Source organism: Chryseobacterium manosquense (genome assembly GCF_014623485.1).
Lineage (GTDB): Bacteria > Bacteroidota > Bacteroidia > Flavobacteriales > Weeksellaceae > Kaistella > Kaistella haifensis.
The window spans coordinates 349034-366796 of the sequence record NZ_CP060203.1 but is presented as its reverse complement, the minus strand read 5'-3'; the positions used below and the strand labels follow the sequence as shown (position 1 = coordinate 366796).

Here is a 17763-nt window from a genome sequence, read left to right as displayed (position 1 = left end):
CCAAAAAAGGGCACCTATCTACTGTTTTAATCTAGAAATAGAATTGACGGTGAGTGCAATTCCGAAATCAGAATAAAAATTTCCTATTTATAAACAGTTCTTTAACTTTTGTGAGTGCAATTCCGAACTACGGGTGAGTGCAATTCCGAATTCAGAGAATCATCGGATAACCATTGGGGAATAACTCTCCCATTTTTGTGTTCCCGTAGATGATCTTGATATGTTCCTGAATTTCATTTAAAAATTGTTTTCCTTGAAACCGTGTTGATTTTATATTGTTCATTCTGCAGTTTTGGATGAACTGTTTAAATGCCCTCTCTATTAAATCCCTCGTTTGTGCAATGTTTTTATACTGATGGAAAAACAGTATTGCATCGGCTTCATCCAATCCATATCTGCTTTTGAAATATATAAGTCTTCTTGTGATTTTTTCGTTAGGGTTGAAATGCTTTTTAACTGAATCAAATTTTTCAAATGTATTTGAGTTCAATAATTGATTTTCAGTTTGAGCATTTTTGTTGTGATATGGAACGATAAAAATGGAATCTTTTTCATATCTGAAATTGAAGGAAAGCGTATTGAAGTTATCAAAACTAATTCGTGCAGGCTTCAAAAATTTGAAGCAAAAATCCTTCGCAGATTTATAATTCAGTCCAAATTTTTTGTTGAATGTGGACAATTTTAAAACCGTTCCACTTTCGGGAATTTTGGAAAGCCAAATCGCAAAAATAATATGCTTGTTATTTCGGATATTGTACACCAGGTTGTAAAGGACGTAGTTGTATTCGGGAATGAACAGCAACTTCTTCAGCCAGTAACTGCTGATAAGGAAACTTGTAAAACCTCTCTGGTCGTAACTTGGCGTGGAGATAAGTCCTCCGAATGTCTTAATCTCCCTACCTTTTGAGTTTATGGATTTGTACCATCCCATTTTAAATTTGGCGAGAAATTCGTACGCATCTACTACCTGCTTTGTGGAACCACTCGGTGAAATCCTGCTGTTCCGTATTTTGATAGAGGCGAAAATATTGTTTTCGGTTTCAAACTCTTCATCAAATAAGGATAGTTGCTTTGGACGGAGTTCCGGATGGAACTGTTCGTTTCCGATAATCGAGATAATGTTGAAAATCACTCGCAGTGCATTAATCGGAATATCTGCTGCCTGATGGTCTTCGAAAATAAAATCATCCACAAATTGGTTTCCGAAGCGTATTTTTTCGGGAACTTTATCAAGTTTATTTTCAAATTTATTACGTATGAGTCTTACCTCTTTTTCAGGAACAGCCATATTAATCTCGTAATTAAAACCCCTACAATTTCTTCTGTAATTTTATTTTCTCACTTTTAAGCGTTTTAGAACCTTCCTGAGATTGTAATATTTGTAAGAGTCGATTCCCTCACATTTAAAAACACTTTTTTCTGCCTTTCCTATATTTGGGATCCTCACTTTCTGGATTCCTAAATATTCGGCAAGGGTTCCATTGATGCTTACCTTTTGTCCGGGCTTCAAATCTGATATTTTCATAGTATTGCGATCTTTTTGGGTAATTGTTTTACGGATATTTAGGCCTGTTGATTATGGGAATTTCAACTGACGCGTTTTCAGTATTAAGATTATTTGACAAGTACGGCAAAACACTTTTTAAGGAGGATTTCCAATTCTTAATGGGTCGTCCGAAATTGTTGAGCCAATTATTTTTTTCCCATGTATGATATTTTTCTTTGATGTCTGAATCCATTTCGGTTTTGTAGGAATCCAATGTTTTTGCATATTGTATAAACTCGTCCCACGAGGGTTGAATACCATTAAGATCTTGAAGAATATTTTTGTTTTTTTGTTCATGCTTAGAAACCATTTCTTTATGTGGTTCTAACAACTTTAAAGGTTTATTTTTTTGATGTGAGTGATTGCCATCTTTTGTCTTATTTAGATTTTTTTCACTCTCTTCTTTAAAACTTTCAAATGAGTAATTGAGTAATATTCTGTAAGTACACGGAAATCCGTTTTTGGTGGTGTATTGAATCAGACCGAAATTTTTCAATTTCTCCCTAAACGGTTTTACAGTATTTCTATGTATGCCTAAAATATTACTTAGAACTGTGTCTGAAATTTTTATTACATAACTATTGTTCTGTTCTCCCAATTTTAATAGATACAGATACATGGCAATTGCGGTCGCACCAAGACGAGTATTTTCATTGAAACGCCACAACCTTTCAATAAGTTCCTGATAATACATTTCTATTTTTTTCGAAGAAGTTCTAACGCCTTCTTTTTATCTATAATGATTATGTTTCCGCTTTGGATGATGGCTTCATCTAACATTCCCGAAGACTTCATTTCGGAGGCCTTCGATCTCGAACATCCTAGAAATGTCGCAAGACCTTTCAATCCGTAAGCATAATTCTCATCGGCAATAATTTTTTTGGATACTTCCAAAAACTCTTCCACGGTAAGGTTTAATAGTAGGGTTTTAGAATCTATGTGTTTCATTATATTTGGACGTTTAACGAGATCCCTGTTCCACTCTATCTAATTTCTTCAACCAATTTCTTGCTGCCGCGGTCCAACTTTTCATCGGAAATTTTCCAGCAACAGTCCATCCGATTTTTTCGTAATAATCATAAAATTTTTGTGCTTCTTCTATTTGTGATTCTTTCTCCTGAAAATACATTCGTACTTCAGAAAGTTGTGGTGGTTGAAAATCTATCGAATTAACATTTGGAGAGTTTTTACTTAAATTCATTAAGTTTTCATCTTCCAAAGAATTGAACGACCTGTCAATTGCAGAGTCTATATTCCTCCTTTGAGGCTGAATAACAGAAGTTTTTACAATAGAAACTAAACTTCCTTTGTAGGGGTTGAAACTCGGTTCATAAATGATGTAGCCTAGATTATGCAAATCTGTAAGACATTTATGGTAAGTAGCGACAGATTTTATCTTGCTTACTTTCATCACCTCTTCTCTAACAATCCGAAATTGATTTTCAAAACGATTAATTGTCCACAACTGGAAAAGCGACATATACATGCTGATATGCGTAGGACTCAACCTATCATTATTCAGAATTTGGCTGAAAAAACCGTTTAAATGTTGCATACCTTTCATAAATTTCAATTATTAAGGTTGCATCAGTTTTTCAATATCCTGAAAATCGTAATAAATTGTTCCACCCACTTTTGAATAGCGAAGAGTCCCGTTGATTCGTAAGTTTTGGAGCGTGCCAGATGAAATGTTAAGCAGTTCTCGAACTTCTGCTGAGCGAAGCCATTGTTTCTGTCCTGAAACTTTTGAATGGAATAAGCCTTTTATATCCTCCAACAGTTCTTTTTTGAAATCTTCAAGGTCTTCTTTGGTGAGTACTTTGATTGCCATAATATTTTATTTTTAATTCTTATGGCAAATTTTAAAATTATCCCAGACTAAAACACCCAAGGTTTGCCCAACTTGGGTATAGATTTTTTGAACATCTTCGATGAAATGGCTCTTCACGAGAATTAATTTCTAAAAACAATAAAAAAACCCAACACTTTTCAGTGATAGGGTTTACGCATTTTATGCTTTTTTTAATAAACACCAAGCTGGGTATTCAAAAATTGAATTGGCTAAATATCATCTTCTTCCATTTTATTATCTAAAATCTCTTTCAGTTGGGAAATAAATTTGGTTCGGCTATTTCGATTTTTTATTTCAATGTATGATCGGTAGATATCACCTAAATCTGTATTAAATACCGCTTCAAAATATTTTGCGATTTCTTTAATATCTGCCTGACCATTATTAAATGAGCCCTTATAATATAATGCATAAATTAATTCTATTAATGCCGCCTTGTTGTCTGTCCAGTTTAGCTTCACTTTGGGTGTATATATTTTATTATCAATATTGTGGTCTTTACCAATTTTATCAATTTCATTTTTAAGATACACTTCCAGCATATCATTTGCCATAATCCGAGCTACTTTAAAATCATGGGATGTTGTGAAGCGTGGATCAGACTCGTAAACAAATGAATCCACATTCAATTTAATATCCAATTTACCCCGAATAAAATATTTAGAATCCAAGAAAGTACTTTGGGAACGATAATAACCATAGAAATCCGTATTATTTATAAAAAAATTTTTAATCTTATTCTGTTCTTCAGCAAGATATTGTCTAACTATTTCTTCTCCACCGCTTGGTCTCCTCATTTCTATATTGTAAACTTTATTAAAATATATGACCTTTGAAAGAAAATGAGGCTTAATTTGTTTGAAAAATTCAATTTCCTCTCCCTCTGATTGAAATTTATACTTTATCATAAACTTTTTAAGCTTCTCAAGAATAAATAATGATTCATTCATTGACAGTTCAGCCTGGACAATATTTTTCTGATTTTCAAGTGCAATAAAATGCAATTTGCTATCCAGTTCGGATTCTAAATTCTGAGTAAAATTTTTCAATCGATAGTAATATGTTTAATTCTAATTTTTGAGAACTCAAATATATTAATAATTCACAATATAGGGACTTGAAACTGTATTAAAAATCAATATGCATTGAATAAAAAAATCTCTGCTTAAAAGCAGAGATTTATCTAAATTTTATTTTTTAGAAATCTATTCATATTTTTCAAAAGCACAATCTACAAGATCCTCTAACGTTTTTTGCACTAAACTTCTATCGTCTTCATTTTTAAAATCAAGACCACAAAAATAACTTCCATTAACTTCAGCATGCATATTTAAATAATAAGTTGATGATATTAAAATCGCCATGACTGCTCTATAATTTTTAGAATTTTTCATAAAATGTTTATCTGTTATCTTTACAAACATTTCTTCTCCTAAGCTTTCCCTTTCATCGGCTAATTTTCTTAATAAAGATTTTGGTTCAGAAAGTTCCCACAAAAGAATTTTCTGAAGCTCTTTACTTTTTTTTAGGTATTCAAATTGATAGCCTAATAATAATTTAGAAATTCCTTTTCCACCATCCGTTAAATCAATTTCAGTTAATTCAACATCTGAAATTTTACTCCAGTAATCTTTTGATTTCAAGTATTCATTAACCAAATTATCTACGCTTCCAAAATAGCGGTATATTAGTTTTTTGTCAAGACCTGCAACTGTAGCAATCTTTGTTACCTGCAAACCTTGATATCCTTTTGATTTAATAATCTTTCCTACCGCATTCAAAAACCTCAGTTTGGATTTTTCTTTATCTCTTATTGGTCCCTGAACCTCTTTTCGTGACATATTCTTATTTTTTTGCAAGTTGCAACTTTTTACTGATATCTTCAAAGGCATTTAATGTTTTATCTAAATGACTTCTCTCATGAGTTGCCATTACTGCCATTCTGATACGCGCATCTTTTCTGGAAACTGCAGGATACAAAATTGGATTGGTATAAATACCCCTTTCAATTAGCATTTTACCTATATCACCGGTAATGTGCGGATCACCAATTTTTACAGGAACAATTGCAGATGAGGTAGTGCCAGTATTTAGACCTAAGCTCTGCAATCCGGATTTAAAGTAATTAATATTTTCCCAAATTTTCGCTCTCCATTGAGGCTCTTCATCAATAAGCTCAATAGCTTTTATTATACCCATTGAAGAAGGCGGAGCTGTCGCAGAAAAAATTTGTTGACGCGATTGAAATCTTATGAAAGCCGCCAATTTATCTGTAGTAATTACATAACCACCTACATTGGCAAAAGTTTTACTGAATGTGCCGGTGATAATATCAACTTTATTTAATATCTCCGCATCTTCCATAGCCCCTCTCCCGGATTTACCAAGTACACCAATTCCATGAGCGTCATCAACCATCAGAAATGCACCATATTTTTTAATCAAATCGTATATTTCCTTTAAAGGAGCAACATCACCATCCTGAGAATATACCCCATCCACAATTACCAATTTCGTACGGTACTTATCTTGTGATGTCTTTAAAATATGTTCAAGAGCTTCTAAATTATTATGCGGAAAAGATTTGGTATTAGTAAGGATACACCCTTCGTAAACACTGGTATGTACAGCCATATCAACAATCGCAATATCTTCTTTCTGAAGCAATATTTGAAGCGTTGCACTATTTGCTGTGTAACCCGTTGTAAATACTACTGCTTCCTCCTGCTTACGACCAAAGAATCCTGAAATTTTCTTTTCTAATTCTTCATGATATGCAAAATGACCACCAATTAAAGGGGACGCTCCTGCCCCAGTCCCGTACTTTTCAATGCCTTCAATTGCTGCTTTCTTGACTTCGGGATGTTGCGTAAAACCTAAATAATCATTGGAAACAAAACTGACATAATTGTTGTTTTTATTCTCAATTTCAACATCCATTATAGAATTACATCCACTAAAGTTTTTCAGTCTGTAATTCATATGACCATTTGATTTCATAAAATTTAAAAAATCATAGAATATATCTGCGCGCTGGGACAAATTATATCCTTCAATATTCTCGAAATCTTTAAAAGTTGCTGTTGTAAAGTTTATATCCATAATATATTGTTTTGAACAAATATAGTAAATCTCTTGAAAGGGACTTGCTTAGAATTGATATAAATTACTGTATTTTGTCACTAATTAGTGACAATTTTAAAAAATTATAATAGTTTTGCCAAAATTTAAAACAAATAAATTCATTAAAAAATTCAACAAACAAAACAATGAAAACAATTAAAACATTGACAATCGGGCTTTTAAGTATTTTTGTCACTGCAATTTCCTGTAGGGAAGAAATGATTTCTACAAATGAAACCCAAGAAATCACCACTTTAATTCAGGCTGGTACAACAACTGCAGTTGCTGTAAGCATGTATGGAATAGCCAAAAAGAATGGAGCTTGGCATGGTGTGAAATTAAATGCAAAGTAAAATACGATGAAAAACATCTTTTTTTTATTACTTGTTTCCTTTTTTACATTTACTTCCTGCATATCTGATGAAGAAAGTTCGAGACAGGTAAACTCAGGATTTCAAGGAAATTGGTTTGGAACTTTTTCAGGTGATGAAAGTGGTACAGTAGTTTTTGTGGTTGAAAAAGAAGGGACAATTGTTGGAGAACTTGATATAACTTCTAATAATATTAAAAAAGAGATAAAAGGTTATGTAAATTTCAGCGGTAAATTTGATATGAACACAGATAATGGATTTAAGTTTTCCGGCTATTTAGCTGGAAATAAGAGTAATGGTACATGGACTACAAATAATCAGCAGGGGCAATTTACTTTTCAAAAAAAATAAAAATGAGAAAAAAAACATCATTATTCCTTTTATCTTTCTCAATGATTATTGCTGCACAAGAGAAACCACGTGATCAAGAAGTAAAAAACTCGATTTTCAATGTACAGGCAGGGTTTGCAGGAATTTGGTTAAACAATGAAGCAAAAATTGTAAATAACCTAGTTCTAAGAAGTGAGGTAGGACTATCTGCAGGACTTTGGGGTGGTGATTATTATGATAACACAGGCTTTCTAATGACTCCTTTGTTACATTTAGAACCACGTTATTATTACAATATAAATAGAAGAATCTCAAAACAGAAAAGTATCAATAATAATTCTGGCAATTTTTTCTCTCTGAAAACAACTTTCCATCCGAATTGGTTTGTAATTTCAAATTATGATAATTTAAAAATTATTAGTGATTTTTCTGTAATACCATCTTATGGTTTTAGGAGAAAAATTAGCCAACATCTTAACTATGAGTTTTCTGCTGGTTTGGGATATCGTCATCTATATCTTAAAGATTCAGGATATAATTCAAATAAATCTGAAATTGCACCGGATTTGACATTGAGGTTGGGTTATACTTTCTAATATTACATTATTATATTATTTAAAAAGCCACCTCACTATTTGTGGGATGGCTTTAAAATGGATTTTTCCCATCAAATCGATACTAATAATCTAAATCATGTATTTTTTGATTTGTCAAATTTTAAAAATTTTTAGAATATTTCTTAAAATAGTGACATAATAGATCCCAACGATGGGTTAAATAATAATTAAATAATAATTTTCTACATGACTTTTAAATGGCAATATCTTATAACAATACATAACTAGTAAAGATTTATTTAGAATTAGTATAAATTATAATATTTTGCCACTATTTAGTGACTCTTATAAAAAATAAATTTAGATTTGTTAAATATAATTATTCAAATCATTAGAAAATTTACACTAAATGAATAGAAACATTTCCATATTAATCATCATATCTTCTTTGTGCTGTTTATCCAAAATAAAAGCTCAAGAAAGAAAAGACAGCATTTCCACAATGGAAATTCAGGAGGTTTTAATTAAATCGCAGCGAAAGAAACAATTTTCCGACCATGCAAATTACACTTTTGATAAAGAGGCATTGGAAAAAGCAAGACACTCCAAAGATTTGTTAACTACACTTCCCGAACTTCAACTTGATCCAATTTCAAACACCATTACAAGCATCAAAGGCGGAAGAATTTTGTTTTTGATTAACGGCATTGAAGCGAGCGACAACCAAATTAAAAGCATTGCGCCTACCAATGTGGTAAGAGTTGAATATTTTGATATTCCGCCTGCAAGATATTCACAAAGAGCCGATACTGTTGTGAACATTATCACTAAAAATCCTGAAGTTGGCTATTCTTATGGAGCAGATGTTACTTCCGCATTAACTACGGGTTTCGTCAACGGTTCTGCTTATGCAGGTTACACCAAAGGCAAGAATGATTTTGGTTTGGAATATTCTATCAACTTGAGGGATTATGATAATAGAATTGTTGATAAAATCTACGACTATAACCTCAACGGAAGTCACTACAATTCCACCGAACAGCAAAAAGATCATTTTGGTTACACAAATCAAAACATTTCTCTGCGCTATGCCAATGTGGTTGCAAGAAATTATACTTTTCAGGCGAAAGGAAGTATTTTTATTAATTCCAATTTCAACAAAGGATTAGGAAAAAGCATCTTCACCCAAGATAATTTGACGGAAAACCACAGCACAGTTCACAATAGTAATTCAAATTATATTGCACCAACACTGGATTTGTATTATTCTAAAAATATTGGAAAAAAAGACGAGTTGAGTTTAAACCTCATCGGTTCTCATTATACCACGAATTCTTCACAGTTTGACCACGAGTGGAACATTGGAGACAATTCAGATGTTTTTAACAACGATATGAACCTGAAGGCGAAACAGACCGGAATTGTTGGTGAAATAGCCCACGTTCATAGTTTTGAAAAAGGAAAATTGAGTTCCGGTTATCGGATTTCAAACACGGCAATTTCAAATGATCTAGTGAATTTGCTTGGTACCTCTCATTATGATGTCAATTATTTAGAGCAATATCTTTATACAGAATATTCCGGAAAATGGGACAAGTTGGGCTATCGTGTAGGAATGGGAGTTACCAATATCCACAACAAAAGTGCTGAAACAACACAAGATGATTGGGCACCGACGCCGAAACTGGTCTTGAGCTATGATTTGGCGAAGAACCAAAGTTTGAGATTTACCAGCAGTTATACTTCAAACAGTCCGTGGGCTTCTGCATTGAGTAGCAATGTAGTGCAAGTAGTTCCAAATATTATTAAAAAAGGAAACCCTTATCTTAAAACTCAACATCTTTTCCGAAATAGTTTAATCTATTCCAAGATCACAAAATATTATGATTTTAATGCTGATGTATTCTATAATATTGTTGATAAGTACTTTGCAGAATACTTCGTGCTGGCAACAGATTCGAGCCAATACATTCTAACATTTAATAATGCAGATTTTAAAGAGTATGGCGTGGAAATTAGTGGTTCAGTTAAACCTTTCGCTAATGATTTATTAATAATAAAGACTTGGCTGTCACCAGTCGTAATGAATATGAAACTTAAAAGCGGCGAGAACATCACTAAAAGTTTCATAAGAAATTATTTTTCCATCAGCTCAAATTACAAATCGTTTGGAATCAATTATCAATTTAATTTTCCAATAAGTCAGTTAGAGGATGGAGTTTTTTTACAAAGGGATGAAAATGCAAACCATGTGTTTCTTACCTATAAAATCAAAGATATAACACTTTCAACGGGCATGTATTTTATTGGAACTCCATCGATTTATGAAAAGGAAACATTACCGGAAAGTATTGTGCAGCAGCAAAGGTTTTCTCAAATTCTTAATAATAAAAATCTCTTTGTCTTTGGTTTAAGTTATGATTTTTCTTCAGGTAAGAGATTGCAAATCCAAAAGAAGTTAAATAATAATACCGCACCTGCAACAACTTTTTAAGATTTATACATAATTTATTTGTAGTGCGCAATACAAGTGTAGTATGCTTAAATACGCTTTCATTAAAGCAAAGTTTAATTTTTTAACCTTCCAAAAATTATTACAATGGAAAAAAAGAAAAAGTTCAATGCAAAAGAGTTCTTAAAAGCTAAGACTCTGTCACCTCTTGAGCAAAACAAAATCAGAGGTGGTTTTGGAGATCCTGCACTTGACGACACTGTCGTTGTGCAGCAGGTACAACAAGTTCGAGTACAAGTTGTGAGAGTTGTCGTTGTGGGATAACTAATTATGGTAATGGAGAGGGATAAACCTTCTCTGTTACCTTTTTTAAAAAATTAAGATAATGCAAAAAATGAATAATTTTAACAGAAAATTTTGGGAAGAATTTATAAAAATAAATGAAAGCTTCACCAAAACTTGCGTGATAGAAAATGTAATAGACCCTGATTTAATCAGAAAACTAAATTCTGCGGTAGTAACAGGTTTAATAAACAGATTTAGGACAAAAGATCATAATGGATTCAGATTATATTTTCCATCTCAGGGTAAAGGAAAAGAGAACTCCGACTTTATCGATCAATTATATAACAATCCTCCTTTTGATAATGAAGATATTATAGATTATTGTAACAGAGTTTTTAAAGAAAAATTTGGTTTGATAGTCAATTTTGTAGAACGTCATTCAAAATTTATTTCTTCTGAATTAAGACAGATCATGGAGCCATTGCTTGAAATAATAGGTTTGCCTGCTACTGGTGTTGATGTTACTGTTTTTATAGGGAATTATGGCTGGACTCCACTGGGAATTCATCAGGATCATAAAGGTGAAAATGTACTTCACTTTCATTTGGGTCCAGGGAGAAAAACAATGTATATCTGGGATGAAAAAAAATATAATGATTTAACTGGCACTAAACATAATAATTTCGAAATTGAATCTCTATTAGAACACGCTGAGAAGTTTGATTTTGGTGCAGGAGATTTATTCTACATGCCATGGAATAAGTTTCATATAGGAAAAAGTGATGACTTATCTGTTGGTGTTACATTTTGGTTTAATAACCCATCTAAAGTAAGATTTTTTGATAAAGTTCTAAATACTTTTTATACCGATTATATTGAAGTAAATAAAGATGTTATTGATCCACAGCATGATTTTATTAATAATAACGATACTTTTAATGAATTTTTATCTTTATTAAAATTAGATGAAAATATATTAGAAGGATCAACAAAATCATTTTTTAAATATATTTATGAGGAATATAAAACTGGTTTGTTGAGTAATGCTGGTTGGCAAGCTCCACCCCAATCGTTAACTATGGAAAATAATTATGATATTGATAATTATGAATATTTAATTGATTGTAAAGTCTATTCTCCGTGTCCGTTTAAAATGTATTATAAAATAGATGCTGGAAAAGAAATGTTTTATCTATATACAAGAGGATCCAAAATTGAAATAAAGAATCATCAAGAACTTCCATCAATTATTGATAGATTAAATACTCATGAAGCTTTTGAAGTTAAGGATTTGCTTAAGCCACTTGAAGAAGAGTGGCCAATTGAAGCAGGATTATATTTTCTATCTATGATTTTTGATAAAAGAGGGATTGAAGTAATTAATGAACATCAACATGAGGCTGATAACTTTCAAGATAGAAAAAAAGATATATTAAAAGAAATAGAATGATATTCGTACCACAACATGATAAAATGGATTGTGGTCCCGCCTGTCTTGCCATGATAACATCTTACTATGGCAAGACTTTCAGGTTGGCTTTTCTTCGTGATCAAAGCTTTATTTCTAAAGAAGGAGTGTCGTTATTAGGTATTAGCGAGGCTTCTAAAAAAATTGGGTTAAACACCATATCAGCAAAATTAAAGACTCAAGAATTGAGCAATGAGTTCTTGCCATGCATCCTTCACTGGAATCAGAATCATTTTGTTGTACTTCAAAAAATTTCAAAAAATTTTTTGAACGGAAAAACTTTTTATAAGATAGCCGACCCGGGATATGGATTTGTTTATCTGAATGAGGAAAAATTTAATAAATCCTGGTTATCTGATGGCGAAAAAGGCGTCGCATTGTTATTAGAACCTTCTGAAGCTTTTTATAATTATTCCTTACCCAAAGAAAAAAAACTTTCAATAAGTTATTTGCTAAAATATTTGAGACCATTTAAAGTACAAGTATGGTGGATGTTTCTTTTATTAACAATTGGTACAATCATTACTCTCGTATTTCCCTTGCTCACACAAAAACTTATTGATGAAGGTGTAAATAAAAGAAATCTTTCTATAACAACCTATATTTTATTAGCTCAACTTGCATTCTTCTTTGGAAATATTATTATAGATGTTTTTCGCAATTGGATGGTACTTTTTGTAGGTACCAAAATTAATATTCAAATTATTTCTGATTTTCTAAAGAAGTTACTAAAACTCCCGATCAAATTTTTTGATACTAAATTCATGGGTGACTTTAACCAGCGTATTCAGGATCATGAAAGAATAGAAAATTTTCTTACCTCACAAAGTTTAATAACACTATTTTCAATCATAACTTTTATTGCTTTCTTTGGAATACTTTGGTACTATGATTTTAGAATTTTGGTTGTTTATATGTCCTTAACATTAGTTTCCGTAATTTGGTCTTTATATTGGTTGAAAAAAAGAAAGATTTTAGATTATTTTAAATTTCAACAAAGAAGCGAAAACCAGGAATCCATTTACGAAATTATTAATGGTGTTTCGGAAATGAAGCTCAATCAATTTGAAGATTTTAAACGTAAGGAATGGGAACAAATCCAACAAAGATTATTTAAAATCAATTTTAGAATTTTAAAATTAGACCAAATACAGGTTTCAGGATTTGACTTCATTAACCAAATAAAAAATATTCTGGTAACTTTTCTTTCTGCCTATTTCGTGATAAAAGGACATATGACCTTGGGAGCACTTCTAAGTGTCTCATACATCATTGGTCAGATGAATTCTCCGGTTAACCAACTCATCAATTTTTTCAGATCATTACAGGATGCAAAATTGAGTTTAGCAAGGCTAAATGAAGTGCAAAATAATACTGAAGAAGAGCAGGAAAACCAAGTGCCGTTACTTAGCCAAAAATATACAGAACAAAATGGGATAGAAAAAGGAATTTATTTCAAAAATGTTTCATTTCAATACGAAGGTCCACAATCTCCGTATGTTCTAAAAGACATCAATTTGTTTATTCCGGACGGAAAAATTACTGCAATTGTTGGAGCTAGTGGAAGCGGTAAAACCACTTTGATGAAAATGCTCTTGAAATTCTATGAACCGGTAAAGGGCGAAATAAAATTTAATCATCTCAACATAAATGAAGTTTCACCAACAGATCTTAGAAAAAATTGCGGTGTAGTAATGCAGGATGGTTTTATTTTTTCTGATACAATCGAGAGAAATATTGCGACAAGTGATGAAAATGTTGATTATGAAAAGCTAAATAAAGCATTATATACAGCAAATATCACAAGTTTTGTTGATGACCTTCCGTTAGGATTAAACACAAAAATAGGAGCTTCCGGAAATGGCATTTCAGGTGGACAAAAACAAAGAATTCTTATCGCAAGAGCAGTTTACAAAAACCCACACTTTATTTTATTTGATGAAGCGACGTCTGCTTTGGACGCAGAAAATGAAAAGATAATTCACGATAATCTGCAATCTTTTTTTAAAGGAAAAACAGTGATAATAGTGGCACACAGACTTTCAACAGTAAAAAATGCAGACCAAATTATTGTTCTTAAAAATGGAGAGATTGTGGAACAGGGTAATCATCAGGAACTTGTGAACAAAAAAGCAGATTATTTTAATCTGGTTAAAAACCAATTGGAATTAGGAAATTAATACTAAATTTTAAAAAAATATAATGAGTAATAATCTACAACAAGGTAACGCACAGAATGGTTTAATACAGCTAAATCAATTTGAAGATGAACTAAAAAATGTGTTAGCCTTTCACTCTTTGCCAGTCGAAAAAGTCTTTGTCGATTTACAGGAAAGGGGTAAAGTTTTTATGAACTTAAATTCCGTTCTAAATCAAATCTCTAATGATGAAAAACTTCAGTCTCTTTATCTATCAAAGTTTATTACCAGTACTGCAGCCGGTCTTTTTGACGCATCATTAAATTATCTTTGGGACGAAACTATTTTACAAATAAGAAAACGAGTTTCGCAGTATGACATTGAATATTTTTACGATAATGCAGTTTCAGGTGAACGTCGTAAAAGACTGAAAGATGAAAATGATCTTGATAAAATAGATGATTATGACTTAATAAAGGGAGCAAAGGAGATTGGTCTGATTTCAGATTTAGGATTTAAACATCTTGAATATATTAATTCCATGAGAAACTGGGCAAGTGCTGCACATCCCAATAGCAGTGAAATTACTGGTTTACAACTGATCTCTTGGTTAGAAACTTGCATCAAAGAAGTTATTACATTACCAATTTCAAATGTATCGATTAGAATTAAGCATTTATTGCAAAACGTAAAAACTACTGCAATCTCCAGAGACGCTGCTCAAGAAATTGCAATCTTTACAACTACATTAACCCAGGAACAGATAAACAATCTTGCTTCAGGCTTTTTTGGAATTTATGTGAAACCTGACACCGATAGCCAAACACATCAAAATATAAATCGCCTTTCGCCTGAAATCTGGGCAAGAATTGATGAAGATATAAAGCAATCTTTTGGTCTAAAATATGCTCATTTTGCCGCTAATAACAACCAAGATGAAAAGAAATTGGCAAGACAATTTTTACAAATAGTAAATGGTGAAAGTTATATACCTGACGAGCTGAGAGCCGTTGAAATTGATAATACAATAGATAATTTACTTTCGGCACACAGAGGTTTTAATAATTTTTATAACGAACCACCTTTTGCAAGGCAACTCGTTAGAATCTTGGGTGAACCTATGAAAATTCCAAAGATTATTGAGAAAAAGTTAGTCTATTCTATTGTTGAAACATTCTTGACAAATGGAAATGGTGTCGCTGTAAATGCAGATGATATTTATATTGAAATCTTATCAAGTCTTGATGCCCATCAAGCCAGTATAGCTGCACTTTCTTTTACTGAACCAAGAATTTTAAGTAGATTACAATTTAGAATTAGTGAAAGAAAATTTAAAGAAATGCTTGAAATAGTTAAGCCAAGTATTACCTCTCCACCAGTTAATGATCTTATTAATTATATTGAAAATCATTATAAGGGACAACTACAGCATTTACTAAACGACAAAACGGTTAAAACATCATTAGAAAGTTTAAGAACTCTTTTAAAATAAAAACTCGGCTACGTGCCGAGTTTTTCACTCTGACTATCCATAACTTTCTTTTTATTAAGAGTTAATTGTAAATTATTCATATCCACGCTCACTTTCGCATCTAAAATTTTCGCATAATGCTGAGTTGTTTTAATACTTTTATGACCAAGCATCTTGCTTACACTTTCAATCGGCACACCATTAGACAAAGTAATTGTTGTTGCAAAAGTATGTCGAGCAATATGAAAAGTAAGCTCCTTTTTGATTTGGCATAAATCTGCGATTTCTTTTAAGTAAGAATTCATTTTCTGATTACTCAAAACAGGTAACAGACTTCCCGAAACACCACAATGCGGATGTGCTTTGTATTTTTCAATGATTTCTTCAGCCTGCAGAAGTAAGGGAATATTTGATTGTGTTTTAGTTTTCTGTCGGGAGGTAAATATCCATTTATTACCATCGATTCCCACACCAATATTCGAACGTTTTAAGTTCTTAGTATCGATATAGGCCAGACCAGTATAGCAACTGAAGAGGAAAATGTCGCGAACTTGCGCGATTCTTTCGATTTCAAATTCTTTATTCGCCAGATTGAAAAGTTCCTGCTCATCCAGAAAATCTCGTTTCACCTCAACAAATTTAGAATCATAGCAAAGAAACGGGTCGTAAGTCAGCCACTTATTCGCCAAACAAATCCGGATTATCTTACCAAAATTCTTAATGTATTTTACCGCAGAGTTATTGGCGCAGGATTTTTCGGTGCGCAGAAAAAATTCAAAATCAGAAATAAACGCGTGGTCGATTTCCGTAATCTCAATATCCGAAACATTAAACTTCCATTTCAGAAACTCTTGTAAATGACTTAAACAGGTTCTATAGCGCGTTAAAGTTCCTTTTGCATATTCTTTACCAACTAACGCCTCCATTCGGGTATTATGGTCTTTAAAAACAGATATTAACATTCTACTTTTACTATTTTTCCCTGTCAGTTTGTTTTTTAGAATTTCGCTTGTAATTGTTACGCCTTCTTTCATTAATTCATGATGAGCATTATGTACCTGTTGTTCAAAAGTTTTAATATAATGATTTAACATTTTAACTGCTTCTGTATGACCACTTACCTTTTGCCCTTTCGAATTCCACTGAGAAGGTTTTACGGTTCTTTTGACACTGATTTCTGTAGCTTGCCCATCAATAGTAATTCGAAGGTAAATAGGGCATTCTCCATTAGCATTTTCTTTGGATTTTTTCACATAAATAAGCAAGCTGAAAGTCTGGTTCATTTACTAATATTTTAAGCATTAAATTTAAAATTTCAGAAAACCGTCTACAAGATGTTCACTTTCTAAACAAGTTCGTAGTAAGGCTTTCAGAGAATCTCAGTGACCCTTTTTTCATTTGGGCATAGGTCACTGAAAAGGTCACTGCACACACTCGAAAAAAATCCAAAATTTGGTCTGAAAAAATCATTTTAAAATCAATTTTCAATAGCTCGTTTAGATTTTTTCCAGTGACCTATTTTTTAAACCGAAATAGGTCACTGAATAGGTCACTAAAATTATGTGCGAATTTGTTGCTCTTTGATATCAGCATAAAAAGAAAAATGCTATAAAACCTATGTTTTACAGCATTTTGTACTATTTTGATTTAATAGTTGCGATCCGGACGGGACTTGTATTATCTTAATTTTTTCTTTATCCATAATACTTTCAGAAAGTATTAAAATTAAGGTAACCTATTTTGACCCCTCCTATTTTTTATCAATTGGATGTAAATCGTATTGGTGCAAATTTAGTAAAATTATTGAATTACACAAAGGAACTTGTTTATTTTTTATATAGGTTAATCCCTAATTAATTCCTTTACTTTTTCTTCCTGAAGTCCCACATAATTACAAAACTCCTCTATTGTAATAAAATGATGCTCCTCCTTCCCTAATTTAAGGCGGATTCTCTGGATGAGGTCGCGAGAAAAGCGTTCGCTTTTACCTGTAATTCTTACTATGTCTTTGGGGTAGATGCAGAGTCTTTGCGGTGGCTTTTTCATACTCTATCCTTGCTTTTGATTGGAGATTGCTATACTGATTCTGCGGTGACTGTACAAATGTAAAATTATTCATTTTGTTTCTTATATAGAAATTTTTTGCGATTTCGGCAAAAAATGACTGGAA

At 32.1% G+C, this 17763-nt stretch carries 19 protein-coding genes; 8 read left to right on the top strand and 11 right to left on the bottom strand.

Translation table 11 applies throughout. From position 1 onward, the window contains the following. Positions 1–151 precede the first annotated feature (151 nt). From H0S70_RS01680 to H0S70_RS01640, 9 genes are all read right to left on the bottom strand, one after another. On the bottom strand, positions 152–1288 hold the full coding sequence (locus tag H0S70_RS01680) for a hypothetical protein (RefSeq protein WP_188321484.1): 1137 nt from the start codon (positions 1286–1288) through the stop codon (positions 152–154). A 42-nt stretch (positions 1289–1330) separates the two neighbouring features. After that, positions 1331–1525 carry a hypothetical protein gene (locus H0S70_RS01675; protein WP_188321483.1) on the bottom strand — a complete coding sequence of 65 codons (195 nt, stop codon included), beginning with the start codon at positions 1523–1525 and terminating at the stop codon, positions 1331–1333. A 28-nt stretch (positions 1526–1553) separates the two neighbouring features. After that, on the bottom strand, positions 1554–2240 hold the full coding sequence (locus H0S70_RS01670; protein WP_188321482.1) for a hypothetical protein: 687 nt from the start codon (positions 2238–2240) through the stop codon (positions 1554–1556). Between the two features lie 2 nt (positions 2241–2242). Then, the gene (locus tag H0S70_RS01665; RefSeq protein ID WP_168638693.1) at positions 2243–2494 is read right to left on the bottom strand and encodes a DUF3853 family protein; all 252 of its coding nucleotides are present in this window, start codon (positions 2492–2494) and stop codon (positions 2243–2245) included. A gap of 13 nt (positions 2495–2507) precedes the next feature. Then, positions 2508–3101: a transcriptional regulator gene (locus tag H0S70_RS01660; RefSeq protein ID WP_123904547.1), complete on the bottom strand. Its 594-nt coding sequence runs from the start codon at positions 3099–3101 to the stop codon at positions 2508–2510. 21 nt (positions 3102–3122) lie between these two features. Further along, positions 3123–3377 carry a helix-turn-helix domain-containing protein gene (locus tag H0S70_RS01655; protein ID WP_188321481.1) on the bottom strand — a complete coding sequence of 85 codons (255 nt, stop codon included), beginning with the start codon at positions 3375–3377 and terminating at the stop codon, positions 3123–3125. A 230-nt stretch (positions 3378–3607) separates the two neighbouring features. After that, positions 3608–4447, bottom strand: coding sequence for an RteC domain-containing protein (locus H0S70_RS01650; protein WP_188321480.1), 840 nt, complete (start codon positions 4445–4447; stop codon positions 3608–3610). A gap of 156 nt (positions 4448–4603) precedes the next feature. Beyond that, entirely contained in the window at positions 4604–5239 is a 636-nt protein-coding gene (locus tag H0S70_RS01645; RefSeq protein ID WP_188321479.1) for a TetR/AcrR family transcriptional regulator, read from the bottom strand. Positions 5240–5243: 4 nt separating this feature from the next. Then, positions 5244–6500: an aminotransferase class I/II-fold pyridoxal phosphate-dependent enzyme gene (locus H0S70_RS01640; protein ID WP_188321478.1), complete on the bottom strand. Its 1257-nt coding sequence runs from the start codon at positions 6498–6500 to the stop codon at positions 5244–5246. A gap of 167 nt (positions 6501–6667) precedes the next feature. Between H0S70_RS01640 and H0S70_RS01635 the strand changes: the two genes are divergently transcribed. The 8 genes from H0S70_RS01635 to H0S70_RS01600 all read left to right on the top strand — a co-directional run bounded on the left by H0S70_RS01635 (position 6668) and on the right by H0S70_RS01600 (position 15614). Beyond that, positions 6668–6874, top strand: a complete 207-nt coding sequence (locus H0S70_RS01635) for a hypothetical protein (RefSeq protein ID WP_188321477.1) — start codon at positions 6668–6670, stop codon at positions 6872–6874. 6 nt (positions 6875–6880) lie between these two features. Further along, positions 6881–7243, top strand: a complete 363-nt coding sequence (locus H0S70_RS01630; protein WP_188321476.1) for a hypothetical protein — start codon at positions 6881–6883, stop codon at positions 7241–7243. Positions 7244–7245: 2 nt separating this feature from the next. Continuing rightward, positions 7246–7818: a hypothetical protein gene (locus H0S70_RS01625; protein WP_228453762.1), complete on the top strand. Its 573-nt coding sequence runs from the start codon at positions 7246–7248 to the stop codon at positions 7816–7818. Positions 7819–8188: 370 nt separating this feature from the next. Further along, complete coding sequence (locus H0S70_RS01620; protein WP_188321475.1) at positions 8189–10273, top strand: outer membrane beta-barrel protein; 2085 nt, start codon at positions 8189–8191, stop codon at positions 10271–10273. Between the two features lie 105 nt (positions 10274–10378). After that, the gene (locus H0S70_RS01615; RefSeq protein ID WP_188321474.1) at positions 10379–10555 is read left to right on the top strand and encodes a hypothetical protein; all 177 of its coding nucleotides are present in this window, start codon (positions 10379–10381) and stop codon (positions 10553–10555) included. A 70-nt stretch (positions 10556–10625) separates the two neighbouring features. Then, positions 10626–11966 (top strand): cupin domain-containing protein, encoded by a 1341-nt coding sequence (locus H0S70_RS01610; protein WP_188321473.1) that lies wholly within the window; start codon positions 10626–10628, stop codon positions 11964–11966. Beyond that, positions 11963–14164, top strand: coding sequence for a peptidase domain-containing ABC transporter (locus H0S70_RS01605; RefSeq protein WP_188321472.1), 2202 nt, complete (start codon positions 11963–11965; stop codon positions 14162–14164). The genes H0S70_RS01610 and H0S70_RS01605 overlap by 4 nt, the downstream gene beginning before the upstream one ends. 22 nt (positions 14165–14186) lie before the next feature. Next, entirely contained in the window at positions 14187–15614 is a 1428-nt protein-coding gene (locus H0S70_RS01600) for a hypothetical protein (RefSeq protein WP_188321471.1), read from the top strand. A gap of 8 nt (positions 15615–15622) precedes the next feature. On the opposite strand, the gene H0S70_RS01595 is transcribed toward H0S70_RS01600, so the two are convergent. Together H0S70_RS01595 and H0S70_RS01590 are read right to left on the bottom strand one after the other, a co-directional pair. Next, entirely contained in the window at positions 15623–16876 is a 1254-nt protein-coding gene (locus H0S70_RS01595; RefSeq protein WP_188321470.1) for a site-specific integrase, read from the bottom strand. A 559-nt stretch (positions 16877–17435) separates the two neighbouring features. Next, positions 17436–17639 carry a hypothetical protein gene (locus H0S70_RS01590; protein ID WP_188321469.1) on the bottom strand — a complete coding sequence of 68 codons (204 nt, stop codon included), beginning with the start codon at positions 17637–17639 and terminating at the stop codon, positions 17436–17438. Positions 17640–17763 lie beyond the last annotated feature (124 nt).

Coding starts and splice junctions, on each gene's coding strand:
- H0S70_RS01680 (WP_188321484.1), bottom strand. CDS start 1,288: ATGGCTGTTCCTGAAAAAGAGGTAAGACTCATACGTAATAAATTTGAA.
- H0S70_RS01675 (WP_188321483.1), bottom strand. CDS start 1,525: ATGAAAATATCAGATTTGAAGCCCGGACAAAAGGTAAGCATCAATGGA.
- H0S70_RS01670 (WP_188321482.1), bottom strand. CDS start 2,240: ATGTATTATCAGGAACTTATTGAAAGGTTGTGGCGTTTCAATGAAAAT.
- H0S70_RS01665 (WP_168638693.1), bottom strand. CDS start 2,494: ATGAAACACATAGATTCTAAAACCCTACTATTAAACCTTACCGTGGAA.
- H0S70_RS01660 (WP_123904547.1), bottom strand. CDS start 3,101: ATGCAACATTTAAACGGTTTTTTCAGCCAAATTCTGAATAATGATAGG.
- H0S70_RS01655 (WP_188321481.1), bottom strand. CDS start 3,377: ATGGCAATCAAAGTACTCACCAAAGAAGACCTTGAAGATTTCAAAAAA.
- H0S70_RS01645 (WP_188321479.1), bottom strand. CDS start 5,239: ATGTCACGAAAAGAGGTTCAGGGACCAATAAGAGATAAAGAAAAATCC.
- H0S70_RS01640 (WP_188321478.1), bottom strand. CDS start 6,500: ATGGATATAAACTTTACAACAGCAACTTTTAAAGATTTCGAGAATATT.
- H0S70_RS01635 (WP_188321477.1), top strand. CDS start 6,668: ATGAAAACAATTAAAACATTGACAATCGGGCTTTTAAGTATTTTTGTC.
- H0S70_RS01630 (WP_188321476.1), top strand. CDS start 6,881: ATGAAAAACATCTTTTTTTTATTACTTGTTTCCTTTTTTACATTTACT.
- H0S70_RS01625 (WP_228453762.1), top strand. CDS start 7,246: ATGAGAAAAAAAACATCATTATTCCTTTTATCTTTCTCAATGATTATT.
- H0S70_RS01620 (WP_188321475.1), top strand. CDS start 8,189: ATGAATAGAAACATTTCCATATTAATCATCATATCTTCTTTGTGCTGT.
- H0S70_RS01615 (WP_188321474.1), top strand. CDS start 10,379: ATGGAAAAAAAGAAAAAGTTCAATGCAAAAGAGTTCTTAAAAGCTAAG.
- H0S70_RS01610 (WP_188321473.1), top strand. CDS start 10,626: ATGAATAATTTTAACAGAAAATTTTGGGAAGAATTTATAAAAATAAAT.
- H0S70_RS01605 (WP_188321472.1), top strand. CDS start 11,963: ATGATATTCGTACCACAACATGATAAAATGGATTGTGGTCCCGCCTGT.
- H0S70_RS01600 (WP_188321471.1), top strand. CDS start 14,187: ATGAGTAATAATCTACAACAAGGTAACGCACAGAATGGTTTAATACAG.
- H0S70_RS01595 (WP_188321470.1), bottom strand. CDS start 16,876: ATGAACCAGACTTTCAGCTTGCTTATTTATGTGAAAAAATCCAAAGAA.
- H0S70_RS01590 (WP_188321469.1), bottom strand. CDS start 17,639: ATGAAAAAGCCACCGCAAAGACTCTGCATCTACCCCAAAGACATAGTA.